Below are 19,131 nucleotides of genomic sequence, written 5' to 3'. Positions count from 1 at the left end.
TTAACTTAAATGATCTAATAACAATTGATCCACATATTCCCTAATTTCTTCGGGCAACATCAGGTAAACTGGTGTTTTTAGATTTTCTCTGTTGGCTTCACCTTCGGTAAAAATATTTCTGAACCCTTCATTGAGCCATTTTCCTTCATCTTCTAAATAAGCCTTATATTTATTGTCCAAAATCTCAATTATGTTTTTGCTATCTTTCATTTGTTCCGTCATTTATTCGATTGTAAACTGCATCTAAAAATATTCGACAGGGGAACATCAACATTGGTGCCACTCCTCAACTAAATTTTCAAAAGAAGATTGGAAACAGAAAACTTTAAGATTTCTTAACATTTTTATCAATTTGCCAAATAATGATTCAGTACGCCGACAGTGGCGATGTTGGTAACAGCATTCATATTGAAGCAAGTAGCAGCAATTTTTCACCATTCTTATTTGCTTTCTTTCTTATTATTGTCGATTTTTGCTTTGAACATCTAAGCTATCTATAGCCAGATAAACGTAGATTATTTTAACATAAGATATTACTCTTTTATAAATCAATTGTTATGATCTTGATCGCAGTGTTACTACCTTGGTTATCCTTCTTTTTAAGAGGAAAAATTTTCAGTGGAATTATCTGTTTAATCCTTCAGCTCACTATTTTGGGCTGGTTACCAGCTGCTATTTGGGCGGTTGCTTCACGTGTAGATGGAAAAAATAAACAACGTATACGAAGTCTGGAACGAAGTATGCGCCATTAAGTGTAGCAATCACCTGTCCTAAAATCGGATCGTTAATGTATACATCACCGCCACAAAAGAGTGCTATTAGGCCTCCAGGAATTTTCGAACCTGAAAAATGGTAAAATCAATTAATCCTTCATCAGTCTGACCGTTGAAATCTTTCATCATATAGTTTCCATGGTTGGCGGGTAAGATCATGAGACGGGCATCTGGGATCTGTTTTTGCATTTCAGCTAAATGCTCTCCCTTCACCACATCCTGATCCCCTCCGATCAGAAATACCGGACATGATATATTTTCTAAAGCTCCGGCTTCAAAATCGCGAAAATTTATCATTCGTTGGCTGTCTTTTTCATACATATTTCTAAAATCTTCGGGATCCGGATTTAATTTCAAAAAGTTTTCTTTCAGCGATGGCGGCATCACCTCGATCGTTGAAGCCGACATCCCCTCAAAAAAACCATCTAACAAACCCGCCCTTTTTGTATTACCGGAAGCTGCGATCAATCGGTCTACCCGATCTGGAAAAAGAGAAGCGAGTTTCAAAATAGTGGTCGCACCATTACTGAAACCAAAAAATGAAGCTTTAGCTATGGCGAGATGATCCAATACTGCTACAATGTCCTTTGCATCCTGCTCAAATGTTTCGGGAACTCTTCTATGTGCCGATTTTCCGTGATTCTGCATATCCAACAGAATCAATTGGTACTGATTCTGTAGCCGTTTCACGGTTTCCTCAAAATCAAAAAAACCAGAAGAACCGCCACCGTGAATAAGTATCAGCGGTTTTCCTGTTCCATAGATCTCATAATATAGTTTTATTCCATTGGCTGGAGAATAGCCTGAATGATTGCTCAATATATCCATAATTCAATATTAATTAGTTTGGCTTATTTAGGAGGAAAATTTATCTGCTTTCCATAAATTTCTTAAATTTGACCAGAACAGAGTCTGTGAATTTTTGTTGAAGGTCTAAAGGAGTTTTTGTATCCGGTTCAAATGTTTCCCTTAGAATTGTATTGTTATCTATTGCCTGAAATTCGACAATGCAGTTTCTCCCTGCACTGGTACTTTCAATATATTCGAATGGGATAATTCGGTCATACACGCCGCGATAGTCAAAGCCCTCTCCGTCTTCCATTCGCTCCATTCGAAAATTAAAATGCCCTCCTTCCCTGAAATCGTTTGTCACTACTGGACAATGCCAATCATCAAATGGAATGTTCCACTGTTTTATGGATCCGGCACCGGTCCAATGTTCCCAGACATCTTCAATCGGCCTTTCCACCAAAACAACCGAGACTAGGGTATTTCTGTTTGAGTCTGCAGCTTCCATATTTTATATTTTTAGGTTAAATACATTCTATCTATTGATCATTGTCTTTCCTATTTAATATTCCGATCGTCTGCTGCGTCCAGCAGATCTGATCGTCGCAAGTGAATAGCAACCTATCAATTGAAAGACAATATTAATAAACAGCGTACTAAATTAACTTGCCCTATGACAATATTTATGCAACGTTTAATTTTTTTAGATAAAAAGTACAATTTGAAAAATATGGTATATTTATTGCACAGCAGAATCAGAACACATAGAAAAACCGATTCAAATGAAAAAAATAGCGATTCTAGCACTGAGTGTGATCCTATTTGCCGGATGTAACAATACACAGCAATCAAAATCTACTGAGAACACAGAAGAGAAGGCCAAAGAAGAAACGCCATCTATTGGCGGAGATAAAGATGAACATGGGTGTCTTGTAGGTGCAGGTCAAACCTGGAGTGAGGTTAAGCAGGGATGTATTCAGGTGTTCAATGTCGGAATGCGACTAAATCCTGTTGATACCAAAGAGGGGGATGCTGTCATCAGTGCTTTTGTTGTCGTAAACGATGATAAATCGAAAATGGAGCTATTTTTGCCAGATGACAATAAAACAACCATTATTTTGGATAAAACGGAAGACAACCTGTACCAAAAGGATATTTACAAATATGATGCAAAAAAATCAGATTTATATGTCGATGGTACAGTCAAATATAAAGGTGAAGTTGAATAACATCCCTGAAACTTTATAGGACGTAAAGGTAATGCCAATGTTTATCACATTGGCATTTTTTATTTATCTTACAAAGAACAATATCTCCTTTTGAACCTTTTTGACTGACAAGAATGCCTACATAGCGCTTCTGCTTAATCAATCTCGAAGATTGCCTGTATCTCAACCGATGAATTTGTGGGTAGAGATGACGCACCAAAAGTTGCAGGGGCATGCTCCTTTTATCTTTTTTGCCAAAAATTACATTTAAAACAACATTTCGAATTCGTGCATAAAGCAATTGGGAGTAAATAAATTTTCAATATCTTTAAAGTAATATATTTTTTTAAAATGATCGAAACTAATGCGTGTTTTCAAGTTGCAATAGAGAAGGCTTCCCACTTTAATTATAGCTTCTGTTTCCATAGCCTGTCCCTGGTGGAAAAAATTAAAATCACTGCGGTCACGAGAGATATCGAGCACATTAAAATTGAGATGACTTCTGAAATAGGGCTGTTCAGCCCTTATGCATTTTATATGGATAAATTTTCGGAGGGAATTCCAGTAACGCTGGAAAATTTAGCTTTCGACTACAATATTCCATATATCCGGAATCTCGTGGAGAAAGATATGGACACCATTACTTGTACTATCTCTTCTAAAAATGAAATATTACATCAGCAAAAGTTTGCCGTAAAGGTGTTACCCATGGATTATTTTGGCGGATTAAGTAAATATCCGGAGTTGTTAGCGTCCTATGTGTTACCCAATCACCATATAATTTATACAATTAAAGCAGAGGCGGTCAAGATTCTTGAAAAAAATAGATTAAAGCCGGCCTTTTTGGGCTATCAATCCAATAACAAGGAGCGTGTCCTACAGGAAGTAACGGCGATATACCAAGCAATTTTAAATATCAATATTACCTACAGTGCCATGCCCCCGAGCTTCGAAACTGAAGGTCAGCGGATTCGTTTGGTCGATCAGATTTATGAAACCAAATTCGGAAACTGTATTGATATTTCTCTATTATTTGCGGCCTGCCTGGAAGCGATCGATCTGAATCCGATTCTTATTGTTACGCATGGTCATGCATTTATTGGTGTCTGGCTCAGTGACCAACGGTTAGAGACGGTAATCAACTATGATCAGGCCGCTATTTCAAAACGGATCGCTCATGGGATTGATGATATTGCTTTAATTGAGTCTACTCATCTGTGCCGTGGAAATGCGTATACCATGCGCGAGGCAATGAACAACGCCGAAACACAGCTCTTGCATGCAAACAATTTTATCTTATCTCTTGATATCAAACATGCCCGTTCACATGGTATTCTTCCCTTACCTTTTACGGGAAAAGAAGAGCTGGACAATGCAGGTATAAAGAACTCTTCAAGCCTACCTAAACAACAGGCTATCGATCATTTTACGCTAGATGACAACAAGCTGGACCTAGCTCTTAGTGACGCTAAAGAGCTAACCAAACAAAAAATATGGGAAAGGAAGTTGCTCGATCTCTCCCTCAGAAATAATCTATTAAATCTACGGTTCACCAAAAGCATGCTGCAGATCGTGGATCTGAAAATAGACCATCTGGAAGATCACCTTTCGAATGGGAAATCACTGTCAATTCACCCCAATAACAATCAACAGCTCTTACGCCGTTATAATCTATATTCAGCACCTTTACACTTCTCCGAGCCATTATTTAAACTCGCAGATGACGCATTTCGCTACAACCGCCTGCTGACCCATTACCATCAGGATGACCTGGATATCATTTTAACACACTTGTACCGTAATGCGAAATTAGCCGAAGAAGAAAACGGGAAAAGTACATTGTATCTGGGTGTCGGTCTATTGAAATGGTTTGAACCCAAAACCAAGCAGCAGGCCAGACTCGCTCCTATCCTATTGATTCCGGTAGAATTATCCCGTCGATCCGTTAACACGAAATTTACACTCCGAAGCCGTGAGGAAGAGGCTATGATCAATATTACCTTATTGGAATATCTCAAGCAGGAATTCAAACTTAATCTCAGTACATTGGAGACACTACCGATGGATGAATCGGGAGTAGATGTGCAGAAAGTACTCGCCATTTTAAGAAAGTCTATTTTAAATCTGGAAGGTTGGGATATCCTGGAACAGGTTGTTTTAGGGAACTTTTCTTTTAACAAATTGATTTTATGGCAAGATTTATCCAGATATGCTGAAGAAATTGAAAAAAGTAAGATTGTAAAGAGCTTGATTGACGGGAGGCTTTCAGAAATGCTGGATATCAGCGGCGATTCGGAAAATCTGGAACTGATGCCATCTTCGCGGTTAACATTACCGATACCAACCGATAATTCGCAATTGGAAGCTGTCCGGCACTCGAACGCAAATAAAAGCTTTGTTTTACATGGACCTCCCGGTACGGGTAAATCCCAGACCATTACCAATATTATCGCAGATGCTTTGGCGAATGACAAAAAGGTACTTTTTGTGGCTGCTAAAAAGGCGGCACTGGATGTGGTCCATCGCCGGTTGGAAAAAATTGGACTGGGCTCCTTTTGTTTGGAGTTACACTCCAATAAATCCAAAAAATCAGATGTGCTAAGGCAACTGGAGCAGAGCCTGGAAACCCCCAAATATCAAAGTCATATTGATTTTCAGGAAGAAGCCCAGCGTATCGATCAGCGCAAAGCGGCATTAAGTCGCTACGTAGACGCCCTGCATCAGCCCTTCGCAGTAGGATGGAGCCTGTATGATTCTGTCTCTTATCTAGACAGCAACCATATTGCAATCAACACAGCATGGCTGCTACCTTTGCAACTGGATGTTATCGATAAAAAGACCTGGAATGACTGGCAGGACTGGGCAATCCCCTTTGGACAATTAACAGCTAATTTGCCCGCTATTGACACGCACCCGTTGCGTTTGATCCCGTTGAAAGATCAGAACTTTGCCCATAAAAATCAGATCGAAAAATCTATCGACGATTACGTTCAGGCATCTATTCATGTGACCAAAGCCCAATCGGATCTGCAGCTGAACCTGTCGGACAATTGGATCGTAAACAAAGCTTCTCTATGCTCACTTCTCGAAAAAACAGCTCATTTTCAAGCGCATCAGACCCTCGTGAATGTGCATTTTGACCCACGTCAAAAGAATTTACTTGATCACTGGATTGAATTGCAAACCCAAAAGCAAGCATTAAAAGAAGTGCTTACCACAGGTTTTGGCAACCGAATATTCACCACAGACTGTAACCCTATTGAATCTGTCTGGAATCAGTCAAAGCATTCCTGGTTTCTGTTCAAGTGGCTGAAACAGCGCAAAGTAAAAAACTTTTTAAATGGCTTTGCCACAAATAAAATCAACTCCGAACAACAAGTTGATCAATTCTTTAATCAAAAAAATTCCTTTGATCTCTTTACGAAGAATTTAAGCGAGCCGCAGTTTAATACCATAAACGAAGCGACGAGCTATTATCTTGTCGGTAACCAGTTTGACTTAAACACATTATTACAGAACCTGAATGAACTGGAAGAACTAAATCGTCTGGCGCAATATCTCAAATTTGAAAATTTCCAATCCTGGCTCACCAACATCCTCACGGCTGTAGACTTAAAGCTGAGGATCCCTGCCACTATCCTCACCCTACTGCAGTATGCGGATAAACATCAGGAAATTTCGACATTCTTAACATATATTCCGGACGTCGAAGAATTAAACCAGATAAAACTACATTTAGATAGCCTTGAAGACTGGATCAGGTACAATTATTATAAAGATCAGGGAATAAAACTTGGATTATCCTGGCTGATTGACCTCCTTGAATCAAACAAGATTGATAAAAATGAATTAAGCAGAGATATGGAAAGTGTATTGCATCTCAATTACTTCATAAAATCGTTGGATCAGTCCACTATTCTAAATGGTTTTGACGCAGCTGTATATGAAGCTCAGATCGTACAGTATAAGGCACTTTATCAAGAATTTACCCGACTGGTTCGGGATCAATTGATTTTGGAGCTAAGCAACAAAATTCCGAGTCTCTCCCAGGAAGCGGTCCATAGTTCAGAAATCGGTATTTTGCAACGAGCCATCCGTAACCGGGGGCGTGGGGTCAGTATCCGCCGTTTATTTGACCAAATATCGACTTTACTTCCGCGGTTAAAACCCTGTATGTTGATGAGTCCAATTTCGGTCGCCCAATATTTCGACGTAAATACCGATCATTTTGATCTTGTTATTTTTGATGAGGCTTCACAATTACCGACATCTGAGGCAATCAGTGCTCTTGCACGGGCAAAGCAGGCCATTATTGTCGGGGATCCCAAACAAATGCCGCCAACTAGTTTCTTTGCCAGTAACAAAGTCGATGAAGACAATCTGGAATTGGAGGATCTCGAGAGTATCCTTGATGATACCCTTGCCTTGTCCATTCCGTCCAAATACCTGCTGCGGCATTACCGCAGTAAACATGAAAGTCTGATTTCCTTCAGTAACTCCAACTTTTATGAAAACAAATTGCTGACATTTCCTTCTCATGACGATCAGGACAGGAAGGTAAGTTATCAATTTATAAACGGCCATTATGACAAAGGGAAAACAAGAACAAATCAGAACGAAGCTGAAGCTGTTATTCAATACATAAAACATCATTTGGAACATCATCCCCATCGTTCATTAGGTGTGGTTACATTTAGTCAAACACAGCAGAATCTAATAGAAGATTTGCTACAGCTTTTATTTTCCGAACACCCTACTTTAGAGGAAACCGCACTGCAGGGAGAGGAACCCATTTTCATTAAAAACCTGGAGAATGTTCAGGGTGACGAACGTGATTTCATTTTATTTTCAATTGGCTATGGTCCAGATGAAGAAGGGAAAGTTTCCATGAATTTCGGTCCATTGAATCGTGAGGGTGGCTGGCGAAGACTAAATGTCGCAGTCACCCGGGCCCGATATCAAATGCGTGTCTTCTCTTCGCTAAAGGGGGACCAGATCGATTTAAGCCGTACCAGTTCGGCTGGTGTGCAAGGACTGAAAGCCTTTTTGAACTTTGCAGAAAGAGGTATATTGCAAACAACGGAAACTGTTGCACCAGATAAAGAAAAACATACGCTCATCCAGTCTATTGCCGGCCATTTAGATCGAAATGGAATAAAAGCAAAAACAAATATCGGAACCTCTGGCTACCGTGTTGATATTGGTATTGTTGATCCTATGCATACGCAACAGTATATTTTGGGAATTTTGGTCGATGGAAAAAACTATTTCAATACAAAAACGACAAATGACAGAGAGTTGCTTATTCCCGAGGTTCTACAATCCTTAGGATGGAATATTTATCGCATCTGGACCTTAGACTGGATAAAAAACAGAGAAAAAATACTGGCTGACATCCAAGTGGTAATGCAACGTATCATGAATGACGCGAAGATACAAGAGCCTATCATCATTGACGCCTCACAACCACAACCAAAGGCAAATATTTCAGTGATATCCGATGATGCGATTGTTTCAAGTAAAATGAAACCCTATCTAAGTGCCAATGTCAGTTCAATGGCAACAGCTAGTGCGGAATCAATTTATGATGCAACACATCGCGCAACATTGAGCAATCAGATCCTGAAAATCATCCGTACAGAATCTCCAATTGGTCAAAATCATCTGTTTCGCAAAGTACTACGCCTATGGGAACTCCCAAGATCCTCCGGAAAACTTACCCAATATCTAAGTGAGCTTATAAAAAAGTTACCGGATATAAGGGAGGAAATTTCACATCAAAGTTTTTATTGGGATCAGGGGCAATTGGCTACCGACCTGACCCACTATAGAGACAATAGTCTGGAAAAACGGGCAATAGAAGATATTGCTCCCCAAGAAATAGAGATTGCGCTCATCGAGATCATGGATACCAACCTCAGTCTATTGCGGGAGGATCTTGTACGTGCCGCCGCAAGAGCCTTTGGCTTTTCAAAGACTGGCGCTCAAATTGATATAATTGTCAATAATTCAATAGATAAATTATTGCAGCAGGCATATTGGAAATCTATAAATGGGAGAATTGTGCTGATAGATTAGGCCCATTTGCTGCTAAGTGATTATAATCCTCTTATCTTGTTTGGACCATATAGATCAGGCCTAGCTGCCTGATCTATATATCTGATTGACATAGGCCGTATAAATTCCGATAGGAATCTTGCCGGTCACTTGACCTCGGCGCGATTCGGGACAGGCATTCAAAATACTGTCCAATGAAAAAACAAATATATTTTCCACCGCATTTTGAAGCCTCCACTCTCCTTTTTCGTGCATATATTCCATCAGATGCAGCGCCTTTCCCAGCTCATCTTCGCACGCCTGTGCGATCATTTTTTCAATATAAGCGGTAAGAATCCTGATTATTGTAAGTGGATTTCCAACATTTTCGGGTCGCAAGATTTCCGTTTGAACCGATGGTATTACCGAAACAATTATTTCCTGAGCCTGTTTTATATTCATCATTTACTTGCGTTTAATGCTATATCCGGTTCAAACATCATCGCCGTACAATAGCAGTTTCTAAATCCTGTATTTTTTAAATTCTGATAATTCACACATTGCTCACATTTACGCCAAAATGATGCATCCTGTGTTATTTCTGAGAAAGTTACCGGCCGCATCCCGAGTTTTGAATTGATTCGCATAGTCGCCAATGTCGTTGTGATGCCAAATATCTTTGCCTCTGGATACTTTTCCCGTGTTAACCAAAATATACACTCCTTCATTTGGGTTGCGATGCCAAGTCTGCGCCAGTCTGGAGCTACAATCAAGCCACAATGAGAAACAAAACTTGCATGTCCATACACCTCCAGATAAATGTAACCAATCCATTCTCCAGCTTTGGTCAAAGCGATAACGGCATTTCCTTCCAACATTTTATGAGCGATAGACGCGGGACTTCTTCGTCCAATTCCGATACCGCGCGCACGCGCTGAAGCTTCCATTTCCTGGGAGATCCGAACCGCATATTTACAGTCGGCCGGAATAGTCTGCCGAATTAATACATCAGTTGTTTTCATAGGGACGATATTCAGCATGCTTGTTTTTTTCTTTATCATAGGTACCTTCGGGCAAAACAAGCCGTTGTATTGAAAGTGGCAAGCGGGCTTCAAGGTAATTCCATTCAATCGAGTTGCATGCTTTTTTTACTCTGGAGAAGGTGTTTGGAAGTAATCCGTTTATCACAAACTGAAGTTCGGAGGTTCCCCGATCATGCACATAAGCCATGACTTGCATAATCCATTCAAAACGATGCCAATCCTTGGCATAAATGACATCTTCTGCAAACTGTGAGATCAATTTTATAATATTTTTGTAGTCTCCTTTAAGTTCGGATTTTCTTAATCTTAGATTCAACTCAGGGATTACAGCGGCAATAAAATCCACTGTCTGTCCTTCATCCATTTTTTTTCTTACATCCATTGTATCGTTTTTTATGTCTACAGGTTTCACTGTACACGGGATGAACCAAACAATATTCCAAAACAACAAAAAAGAGGTTAATAACCTGATATACAGAAAGATAATTTTATTTAAAAAGATATAAAAAAGAAACGGCCTTATCAAAATGATAAGGCCGTTCTCAATTTGGAATAATCTCCACTTCGTAGGGACCTGTATACCGATTGCCAACCATCCTATTTTCATTGACAGTAATATAGTATTGTCCGCTATCAATAAAACGATGGGTCAATTCTTTCCCAAAAGGTCCGTCGGCTGTTCCATTTGGAGAAAATAGCTGGCTAATCCGAATATTAGCCGTATCTGAGGGAGTTTTGATTTTTACCCGAACAGAATCTGCTCGATGAACGAAAATAAAAATAGTATCAGTATGTCCTGACTTTATTTCCATATGCTTTACCAAACGGCCATCGTCAAAAGAGACTGCTTTTTCTGCTGATTCCAGATCAGCTGAGTTATCTCGCATATTTCTATCCTGGTCTGACGGGGACTGACACGCGGTCTGTCCGATGAGTGCTGCTGAGATCAGAATCGCTGATAATACTTTATTCATGACTTTTTACCCGATATAACAATTCTCAACGCATCCTTGTTTTCGTGATACCTGATCTTGCTTACATTGTCCAGAGACTCCATTTTGATTTTACCGCAGCAGGATTTACTTCCTCTATTTTCTTATAAAATTTATAGAAATCTTTATTCCATAGGGTATAGTTATGGGTAAATTTAAATACTATCTTGTGATCGTCAGCCTTCTGAATAACGACTTGCCAGACCCTATCATTGGTGATTGTTATCGAAGTCTTACTCAGTTCGATTATATCCGTCAGCGGGAAAACCGCCTTTCTTTGTTGTTTATTATCGATAGCATAAAAGTTTATATCATCAAAATAGAAATCTTCATCGCTGACAAGATTATCTTCCATGCCAAACAGGAAAGGACGGGACGAAATCTTTCTGATCTCTTCGCCCACTAAATCAGCTGAAGCTTCATAACTGATCTGATTATTTTCAGGTTTAAATCCAGCAGTATACTTCCTGAAAATCAAGCTAAATAGTACAATAAATAGTACTAAACCGACCAAAAATATAAGGTATAAATACATTCTTCTCTTGTTAAACGACATTTGTGTTTCTCTCCGGACATCAAAAAAACGCCTAAATATATAATAAGGTAATTAATTAGCAGCGCAAAATTACCAAATTTAAATCAATACGCTGAATTCCATGGCCAACGGGTAATAAACGAGATCAAAGCTTCCGTTTTGGATGATACCCGCTTCCGTTTCTCGATATAAAAAGACTAGCTTCCAAAGCTGATATAATACAAGGGCGTATCGCCTGGGTGATTCTTGACACGGTCAAGCCCTTCAAAGAATATGTGATCGCCCAATTCCTTGCCTATCAATTGTTTCTCCATTTGATACAATAGATCCAGTGCGGTAAAATTCTTCTCATTGGATGCGCGTAAGCGGGCACAGATCTCCACTTGGTAGTATCCGCTGTCTTCGTTGTCCTCATCAAAAGCCTCTTCTTCATCATCCAATAGTGTTTCATTTGGATTCAAATCTTCCATATCCTTGATCCAACACATATAACACAGCTCTATTTCGGGAGCATCCACCACAATTTCATTGGCGTCCCATTGCGCCTGATCAGCTAAAATATCACGTTGATACGCCGCAACATCGGCATCAAATTCCTGGGAACTCTGATACGATTTGGCCTGAAATGTCCAAGCAATAGCCGACAGCACACGATCTTGGACTGACTGAGTGTTCCAATCTATATTATTCCAAGGGCTGCCTATTTTTTCCCTTAAATAGCCAATATATCTTTTCAAATAAGATTTCCCGATTTTATTGTTCAGCCCAACATAATGTTCTCCTTCTAAAAATTTTTCGGAGAATGAGTGCCAATCTTTAAAATGCAATCTTGCGTAAGAAGAAAGGTTTTTCAGTATATCCAAAGCGGCTGATTTTGGCAGATACCCTACATCAGTTGCAGCAGTCGTGATATGACTGCTAACAGTAATGACAAGTGCATCCACACCAGGTTTGCCAATATCCCAGTTTTCGCTGTCGATTTGATTTTCCCGCCCCTCCAGGACGGTCCCCCCTGTCTTAATTCCGAGCAAGTTAAAATATGCCGCTAATAGCTGCAGGCAGCTTTCGGTATCTGCAATAGCGAAGTCTCTGTTCAATAGTTTCGCCAGTTCGTCACGGTACTCTGCCTGTTTAGGATAAGTCCCGAACTGATAGAGATGAACCGGATAAGTTCTATCGTCCCCAGCACTGCCAAATACGGTAAACCAATCGCCAAAGACGATAACGCGGAATGCCGCTCCCAATGCCGTACCAAATTGCTCTTCATAAGAAATATCTTTCAACATATCCTTACTGTTAATTTGCTGTTTTTTGGCTTTATCCAATTCCGCTTCCTGTGCGAGTTCCTCCCGCGCTTCTTTTACTCCCTCTTTGGCTGCACTCAATAATTCTTTGAAAAATTTAAACATAGTTTTATAATATTATTTTTAGCTAATGATTCCTATTTAAATTTTATCGCAGCCCCAAAAGACTCCCACAGTGAGTTTAACTACTCATTATCACCTTTATGAGCTTAAGATTTCAATTTACTGCTGTAAATCTGGAAATAAATATTTACTTTTTATCTTGAAATCCATATTAGTTTGAAGTTCCACTATATTTGTAGTCGAATACTTTATATTTGATTGAAGATAAATGGAATAAATAGAATCATTATCGAAGTTAAGTCGATGAAGAGGAAAACAGGAATAACTGTATTAAAAGATCTAATTACACCTTCCGTTTTTAAAAAAGTACTTACATTTAAACGGAATGGACTAATCAAAAGCAGCGGCACTGTAGACTCAAAAATACATTTCATTAAAAAGGGCAGTATATTTCGGCTCTTTTGGAAAAGATGGATAACGATATTTCAACTATGTAAATAATTTGAAGATATCCAGTATCGCTGCAAGTATATTTAGCACATGTTTCATAGGACGAATTGCACAATTATTAGGCCATTAAAAGGAGCGTGATGTAAAGAGGTCGATGACGCTATCCAATGGACGTCCGATAACCGCTTTACCGTCTTTAATAACGATAGGCCGTTCAATCAATATTGGATTTTGCAGCATCACCTCAACCCACTCCTCATCTGTCAATTGAAGATGTCGAAATTTCTCGAGAAATAAGGCTTCGTTCTTTCGAATAAGCGCTAATGGCTTAAGTCCGAGTTGTGACAATATTTCAATGAGCTCCGCTTTACTGGGCACTTCTTCGAGATACTCTTGTACCTCCAGATCTATGCTATGCTGTTGCAAAAAATCCAGCGCTGCGCAGCTCTTGCTACATTGTTTATTATGGTATATTTTAATCATGGTAGCTTGCTGTTGGCCCTCATTTGTTTTCAGAAAAAGATGTTAACATTCCAAAGTATCTTCGATCTCGAGAAAATGCTGGGGCAATAAGGATCGTTACCCCTCTCTTAATCAAACTAGAACACTTACCCCGTGATAGTAGATGTGTTGACCTAACAAAAGATCCTCTAGCTGTACAATAATACAAAAAAAGATAAATGGTAAACAATAAAATTGAAACTGTATTGGGGGGTAACGGTAAGTGTGGCCGTCTATCTCCATACTTATCTGAGATACAAAGGAATTATCATCCATACGGAGTAAAAAATTGAACTGTAAATGACCATGGATTGTAAAACGAATTTTATAATTTAGTACTATGAACTCAGCTGAAAGCGTAACAGATTTCTACAAAAGGCAACCGGGCTTTGCAAACTTAGATTTACCGCTCAATAATACAGGTATAGGGCATTTCAATGTATTTAGCAGAGAATCCTGTACGTTGGTCTCCCCCTATAATCGTCGTGATTTTTATAAAACATCACTGATTATAGGCCGCGGCAAATTATATTACGCTGATAAATGGATACAGATCGACCGCCCTGCCATGTTGTTTGCCAATCCGGTCGTACCTTACGCTTGGGAACCGGAGTCAGCAGCACAATCTGGATGGTATTGCGTCTTTACAGAAGAGTTTATCCAGCATAGTGAACGCATAGAGAGTTTAAAGGATTCTCCTCTTTTCAAAATAGGGAGCAACCCTATTTACTTTCCAAATGCGGAACAACTGGATGAAATCTCAACAATTTTCAAAAAAATGATGTCGGAGATGAATTCAGACTATGCCCATAAAGATGATATCCTGCGCAGCTATCTGCATTTATTGATCCATGAAACAATGAAATCGAACCCTGCTCAGGAATTTGGTTCATATACCAACGCATCTACCCGGGTATCCAGCCTTTTTTTGGAACTTTTAGAACGCCAGTTTCCAGTGAATACAGTTCATACAGGTCTGCAATTGAAAAGTCCGGGCGATTATGCCCACGCTCTTTCAGTACATATCAATCACCTCAACCGTTCGGTTAAGGAAACAACAGGTAAAACGACTAGTGCACATATCGCCGGCCGTATTGCCCAGGAAGCCCGGGCGTTGCTTTTACATACAAATTGGAATATCTCGGATATTGCCTATAGTTTAGGCTTTGAATACCCCTCTTACTTTACAAATTTTTTCAGAAAACATACTGGAATGTCACCAAACCAATTGCGGACAACAACTGTTTGAATAGTATAATTATCTGTTTGATTGTCTTAAGTAAGGCACGGGATACCTTCATTACTTTTGTATTGAACAAAATATAACAGTCATGAAATATAGAAATCTTGGAACAACAAACGAACAGTTATCTGCTATTGGATTGGGTTGTATGGGAATGAGTTTTGCCTATGGACCCACTGACGAAAAAGAGAGTATCGCCACGCTTGAAAAAGCATTGGATCTCGGTGTAAATTTCTGGGATACAGCGGACATGTACGGTAATGGCGCCAACGAAGAATTAATTTCAAAAGTTCTCGTTCCCAATCGGGATAAAGTATTTATTGCGACCAAATTTGGCTTTCGCTTTAAAGATGGAACCGCTGGGCCGAGCGGTACTGCAAATACTTACTTTGACGGTTCGCCAGCTTGGATAAAGATAGCTGTAGAAAATAGCCTAAGACGCCTTCGCATCGATACCATAGACTTGTATTATGCTCATCGGGTAGACCCGAACGTACCTATCGAAGATACTGTGGGTGCAATGGCGGAATTAGTAAAGGAAGGCAAAGTGAGGTACCTGGGACTAAGCGAAGCATCACCGGCTTCGATTATCAAAGCCAATGCCGTCCATCCTATTGCAGCGCTACAGAGTGAGTATTCTCTACTAACACGCGATGTGGAAAAAGAAATTCTGCAGACTGTACGTAATCTGGGTATTAGCTTGGTTCCTTATTCGCCATTGGCCCGAGGTTTATTTTCCAACACCTTAAATTTAGATAGTCTGTCAGCAGATGATTTTAGAAGAACACTTCCCCGCAATCAGGGCGAACATGCAGTGAATAATGCGCGATTAATCGCTGAGTTTGCATTATTGGCCCAAGATAAACAATGCTCACCGATACAATTGGCACTGGCTTGGGTACTCGCTCAGGGAAATGACATTATTCCGATTCCGGGGACAAAAAAAAGAAAGTACCTGGAAGAAAATGCAGGCGCCATCGATGTACAATTGTCTGATTCGGATTTAAATACCATCGAAGACATACTCCGGAAATACCCGAATGTAGGGGCGCGTTATAGTGACGGCGCCATGGCACTGGTCAATAACTAATAGCCGATCTTTAACGGATACGGAGTATTACAAGTAGTTTCCGGGCACTACCTAATACTCCGTATTTGTTTTATCGAATTTATCTTTCAAATCATTTTACAGACAATAAAACTACAGCTGGGAAGTCAATCCGTATAATGAAGCCTTTTTATTGAAAATTCCCCATACTATTCGTTATGGATTATTTGAACCGCGTGCTCTCAATAAAAAGTAAAACGAACTTCCTGCACCGTATTCACTCTTTACCCCTATTACACCACCCTGCGCCTCAATAAATTCTTTACTGATACTCAACCCCAGCCCAGTTCCCCCCTTTTTGGATCCCGGAACACGAAAATAACGTTCGAAGATCTTGTCTAAGTATTTAGGTTCAATACCTTGTCCATGGTCGGTGACCGAAAACCGGATCGCCGATTCAATTTTTTCAACGCGGATCTGAATACTGGCATCTTCATAGGAATAACGTACGGCATTGGATAGAAAATTTGTCAATACCCAAGCTGTTTTTTCATTGTCCGCTACAACCGTATTTATGGTGGGATCTATTTCCAAAACAAATTTTACCCGCTTTTGATCTGCCGCAAACTGATTTGCCATCACGGCATAGTCAATAATAGGCCTTACATCAGTTGTATGTAAACTGATCTGAATAGCGCCACTCTCCACTTGAGTCATGTTCAGTAGTTCCCCGGTGATCTTAAGCAAGCGGTCAGAATCATCTTTTATCCCTTTGAGCAGTCCGACCTGTTCAGGGTTGAGATGCCCGATCTGTTCATTTTCCAATAGCTGGATTCCCATTTGAATCGCAGCGATGGGCGTTTTAAATTCATGCGAAACCGTACCAATAAAATTTGTCTTTGCCAGGTCAAGTTCTTTGAAAGTAGTGATATTTTTTAAGATCACCACCTGGCCGATAAACGTTGGATTAGCTTCGCCCGTCGGTAATACATTGATATCTATAATATCCTTTTCAAAATAGCTTTCCCTTTCATTTGCATAAATTTTAATGGGGCGTTTTTCCCGTTTATCCGGCGGAAGTGCAAGATCTTTAAAAATATCCCTTATCAGATCATTTTCATTGGCAACGAGCGGCGCAAACCTTCCGACCAGCTGCTCCTTTTTCAAGGTTGTGATATTGATCGCTTCTTCGTTTGCGAAAATAACCTGTCCATGTTCATCAATTCCAATAACGGGATCATGCATGTTGTCAATCAGGGCCTCAATGCGTTTCTTCTCTTTTAAGATCTTTTCCAGCTTACTTTCCGAATACTCCTCAAGTTTTTCTGCCATTGTGTTGAAAGACCTGACCAATTCCCCAAATTCTCCCGTGCTCTGTAGATGCAAGCGTTCCTTATAGTTCTGACCCGCAATCTGTCTAATACTCCCCGTCAGTTTAGCAATTGGATCAGCAATATTAGATGGCAGATTGACAAGCAATATAAAAGCAATAATAAAACAAAGTGCCCCGGCAAATGAAATGATCAGGATAGCCTGTTCAGCAGTACGATCCGCTACAAGGCTTTTATCTGAAATAGCCCCCATATTTTGCTGCATCAGCTGAGTGATATCCTTCCTGATCGTCGATATGACCATCATATTCTGCGGATTACTTTTAAGCTGCCCAAAATGCTTAACAATAGCGTCCGTGGTCTGTTGTTCTCCAGGTTCAGTAACATTCTTCCGTTGCTGATTCAGATTGTTTTCAAAACTAGAAAGCGCATCGTTTTTTTTGGGGACATCCTCCAGCGCCAATAGCATATTCTTTGCGTAAAGCAATGTATTATAATTGGCTTTCAATATATTTCCGGTATCTTTCTTTAACCTATACACATACCAACCGCTCAATGTAGCAAGCAGGAAAATCATGAGAAACAGGGAGCCTACTCCAAAAGTAAGTTTCGTTTTTATTTTCATCGTTGTTTGTCAATTAACTTATATTCATGATATCATATACACTATATATCATTATTTTAAGACAATATAATGAGGTCAATATCCTTCTTTGACAATTGCGCCAAAAGTCTACGGAATGTGTCGGTTGACAGTAGAATTCTAAACAGGGACAGTCTGGGTTTTCCGATACACACCGTCGTAATATGTCGCTGTTCACATAAGGTTAATATTTCATCTGCGACACTACGAGCTTCAATCTTTACAATTTCTCCGCCCAATTCTGTTGCCAATTTAAAATTATTGATTAAATGCCGCTGCTTGTTGAGAGCTATCCTATCAGCGCGTTCTGCAGGCACCTGAACATACAATACCAGCCAGCTACTGTTATAATAACCAGCCAGACGAGCGGTCTTTCGGATTACATTTTTAGCTTTGATTTCGTTGGAACTGATACAGGCAAGGAAGCGTTCTTTGCGTACCCATCGCTGTGGCTGGACTTCTATTTCTACTTTACGCTGCACCTGCGAGGCCACTTCCTTTAATGCCATTTCCCGCAACTGAAGAATATGCTCGCTCTTGAAGAAATTCTGTAATGCCGCCTGAATTTTTGAAGACTCGTAGATTTTACCTTCCTTTAAACGGGTGATAAGTTCTTCCGCAGTAAGGTCTATATTGACAACCTCATCAGCCGAATCCACCACGCTATCCGGTACACGCTCTTTCACTTCCACTCCCGTAATCGCCTTTACCTCCTCATTTAGGCTCTCAATGTGTTGAATATTGACAGCACTGATTACATTTATACCAGCATCGAGAATCTCAAGAACGTCCTGCCAACGTTTCGTGTTTTTACTTCCCTCAATATTTGTATGTGCCAGTTCATCAATAATGACCACTTCGGGATGAATGTTCAGCACAGCATTTACATCGAGTTCCTCCAATTGTTTTCCCTTGTAGAAAAGGTTGCGCCTTGCAATAAATGGAATTCCCTCCAGCAACTCGTGTGTCTCCTTTCGATTATGTGTTTCGATGTAACCAATGCGTACGTCAATCCCGCTATGCAGTAGGTTATGCGCATCCTGCAACATACGATAGGTTTTCCCCACACCGGCACTCATACCGATATAGAGTTTGAATCTACCCCGTCTGGATTTCTTGATCAGATCCAGAAAATGTTCCGCGTTTTTTCTTTCTTCCATTTTTTGCGTGTC

17 protein-coding genes are annotated in these 19,131 nt (G+C 39.9%); 5 read left to right on the top strand and 12 right to left on the bottom strand.

What is annotated here, in order from left to right; all coding sequences use genetic code 11:
• Window positions 1-210 carry a hypothetical protein gene (locus G6053_RS10620; RefSeq protein ID WP_146190958.1) on the bottom strand — a complete coding sequence of 70 codons (210 nt, stop codon included), beginning with the start codon at window positions 208-210 and terminating at the stop codon, window positions 1-3.
• A gap of 347 nt (window positions 211-557) precedes the next feature.
• Here G6053_RS10620 and G6053_RS10615 point away from each other — a divergent pair, with 347 nt between their 5' ends.
• Window positions 558-752 (top strand): YqaE/Pmp3 family membrane protein, encoded by a 195-nt coding sequence (locus G6053_RS10615; protein ID WP_108632126.1) that lies wholly within the window; start codon window positions 558-560, stop codon window positions 750-752.
• 66 nt (window positions 753-818) lie between these two features.
• On the opposite strand, the gene G6053_RS10610 is transcribed toward G6053_RS10615, so the two are convergent.
• Together G6053_RS10610 and G6053_RS10605 are read right to left on the bottom strand one after the other, a co-directional pair.
• Entirely contained in the window at window positions 819-1,601 is a 783-nt protein-coding gene (locus G6053_RS10610; protein WP_181390434.1) for an alpha/beta hydrolase, read from the bottom strand.
• A 40-nt stretch (window positions 1,602-1,641) separates the two neighbouring features.
• A complete protein-coding gene (locus tag G6053_RS10605) occupies window positions 1,642-2,070 on the bottom strand; it encodes an SRPBCC domain-containing protein (RefSeq protein ID WP_108632127.1) in 429 nt (142 codons plus the stop codon).
• A gap of 274 nt (window positions 2,071-2,344) precedes the next feature.
• Between G6053_RS10605 and G6053_RS10600 the strand changes: the two genes are divergently transcribed.
• Together G6053_RS10600 and G6053_RS10595 are read left to right on the top strand one after the other, a co-directional pair.
• A complete protein-coding gene (locus tag G6053_RS10600) occupies window positions 2,345-2,791 on the top strand; it encodes a hypothetical protein (protein ID WP_108632128.1) in 447 nt (148 codons plus the stop codon).
• Window positions 2,792-3,208: 417 nt separating this feature from the next.
• A complete protein-coding gene (locus G6053_RS10595; protein ID WP_206531918.1) occupies window positions 3,209-8,848 on the top strand; it encodes a DUF3320 domain-containing protein in 5,640 nt (1,879 codons plus the stop codon).
• Between the two features lie 60 nt (window positions 8,849-8,908).
• On the opposite strand, the gene G6053_RS10590 is transcribed toward G6053_RS10595, so the two are convergent.
• From G6053_RS10590 to arsC, 7 genes are all read right to left on the bottom strand, one after another.
• Entirely contained in the window at window positions 8,909-9,271 is a 363-nt protein-coding gene (locus G6053_RS10590) for a hypothetical protein (protein WP_146190959.1), read from the bottom strand.
• Window positions 9,268-9,828: a GNAT family N-acetyltransferase gene (locus G6053_RS10585; RefSeq protein ID WP_108632911.1), complete on the bottom strand. Its 561-nt coding sequence runs from the start codon at window positions 9,826-9,828 to the stop codon at window positions 9,268-9,270. The genes G6053_RS10590 and G6053_RS10585 overlap by 4 nt, the downstream gene beginning before the upstream one ends.
• A complete protein-coding gene (locus tag G6053_RS10580; protein ID WP_146190960.1) occupies window positions 9,815-10,231 on the bottom strand; it encodes a hypothetical protein in 417 nt (138 codons plus the stop codon). Before G6053_RS10580 ends, G6053_RS10585 begins: the two co-directional genes overlap by 14 nt.
• 160 nt (window positions 10,232-10,391) lie before the next feature.
• Window positions 10,392-10,823, bottom strand: coding sequence for a hypothetical protein (locus G6053_RS10575; protein WP_108632132.1), 432 nt, complete (start codon window positions 10,821-10,823; stop codon window positions 10,392-10,394).
• Window positions 10,824-10,884: 61 nt separating this feature from the next.
• On the bottom strand, window positions 10,885-11,376 hold the full coding sequence (locus G6053_RS10570) for a hypothetical protein (protein ID WP_108632133.1): 492 nt from the start codon (window positions 11,374-11,376) through the stop codon (window positions 10,885-10,887).
• 197 nt (window positions 11,377-11,573) lie between these two features.
• Entirely contained in the window at window positions 11,574-12,785 is a 1,212-nt protein-coding gene (locus tag G6053_RS10565) for a DUF1266 domain-containing protein (RefSeq protein WP_108632134.1), read from the bottom strand.
• Between the two features lie 534 nt (window positions 12,786-13,319).
• Window positions 13,320-13,676 (bottom strand): arsenate reductase (glutaredoxin), encoded by a 357-nt coding sequence (arsC, locus tag G6053_RS10560; RefSeq protein WP_108632136.1) that lies wholly within the window; start codon window positions 13,674-13,676, stop codon window positions 13,320-13,322.
• 358 nt (window positions 13,677-14,034) lie between these two features.
• Between arsC and G6053_RS10555 the strand changes: the two genes are divergently transcribed.
• Together G6053_RS10555 and G6053_RS10550 are read left to right on the top strand one after the other, a co-directional pair.
• On the top strand, window positions 14,035-14,943 hold the full coding sequence (locus G6053_RS10555; protein ID WP_108632137.1) for a helix-turn-helix domain-containing protein: 909 nt from the start codon (window positions 14,035-14,037) through the stop codon (window positions 14,941-14,943).
• Between the two features lie 82 nt (window positions 14,944-15,025).
• A complete protein-coding gene (locus tag G6053_RS10550; RefSeq protein ID WP_108632138.1) occupies window positions 15,026-16,027 on the top strand; it encodes an aldo/keto reductase in 1,002 nt (333 codons plus the stop codon).
• A gap of 174 nt (window positions 16,028-16,201) precedes the next feature.
• Here G6053_RS10550 and G6053_RS10545 read toward each other — a convergent pair whose 3' ends face one another.
• Complete coding sequence (locus tag G6053_RS10545; RefSeq protein ID WP_108632139.1) at window positions 16,202-17,941, bottom strand: ATP-binding protein; 1,740 nt, start codon at window positions 17,939-17,941, stop codon at window positions 16,202-16,204.
• Between the two features lie 56 nt (window positions 17,942-17,997).
• The gene (locus G6053_RS10540; RefSeq protein ID WP_108632140.1) at window positions 17,998-19,119 is read right to left on the bottom strand and encodes a histidine kinase; all 1,122 of its coding nucleotides are present in this window, start codon (window positions 19,117-19,119) and stop codon (window positions 17,998-18,000) included.
• Window positions 19,120-19,131 lie beyond the last annotated feature (12 nt).

Origin of the sequence: Sphingobacterium sp. DR205 (assembly GCF_011064245.1) — a bacterium.
In the GTDB taxonomy this organism is placed as follows: Bacteria; Bacteroidota; Bacteroidia; order Sphingobacteriales; family Sphingobacteriaceae; genus Sphingobacterium; species Sphingobacterium athyrii.
This window is presented reverse-complemented; position numbering and strand designations above follow the sequence as displayed.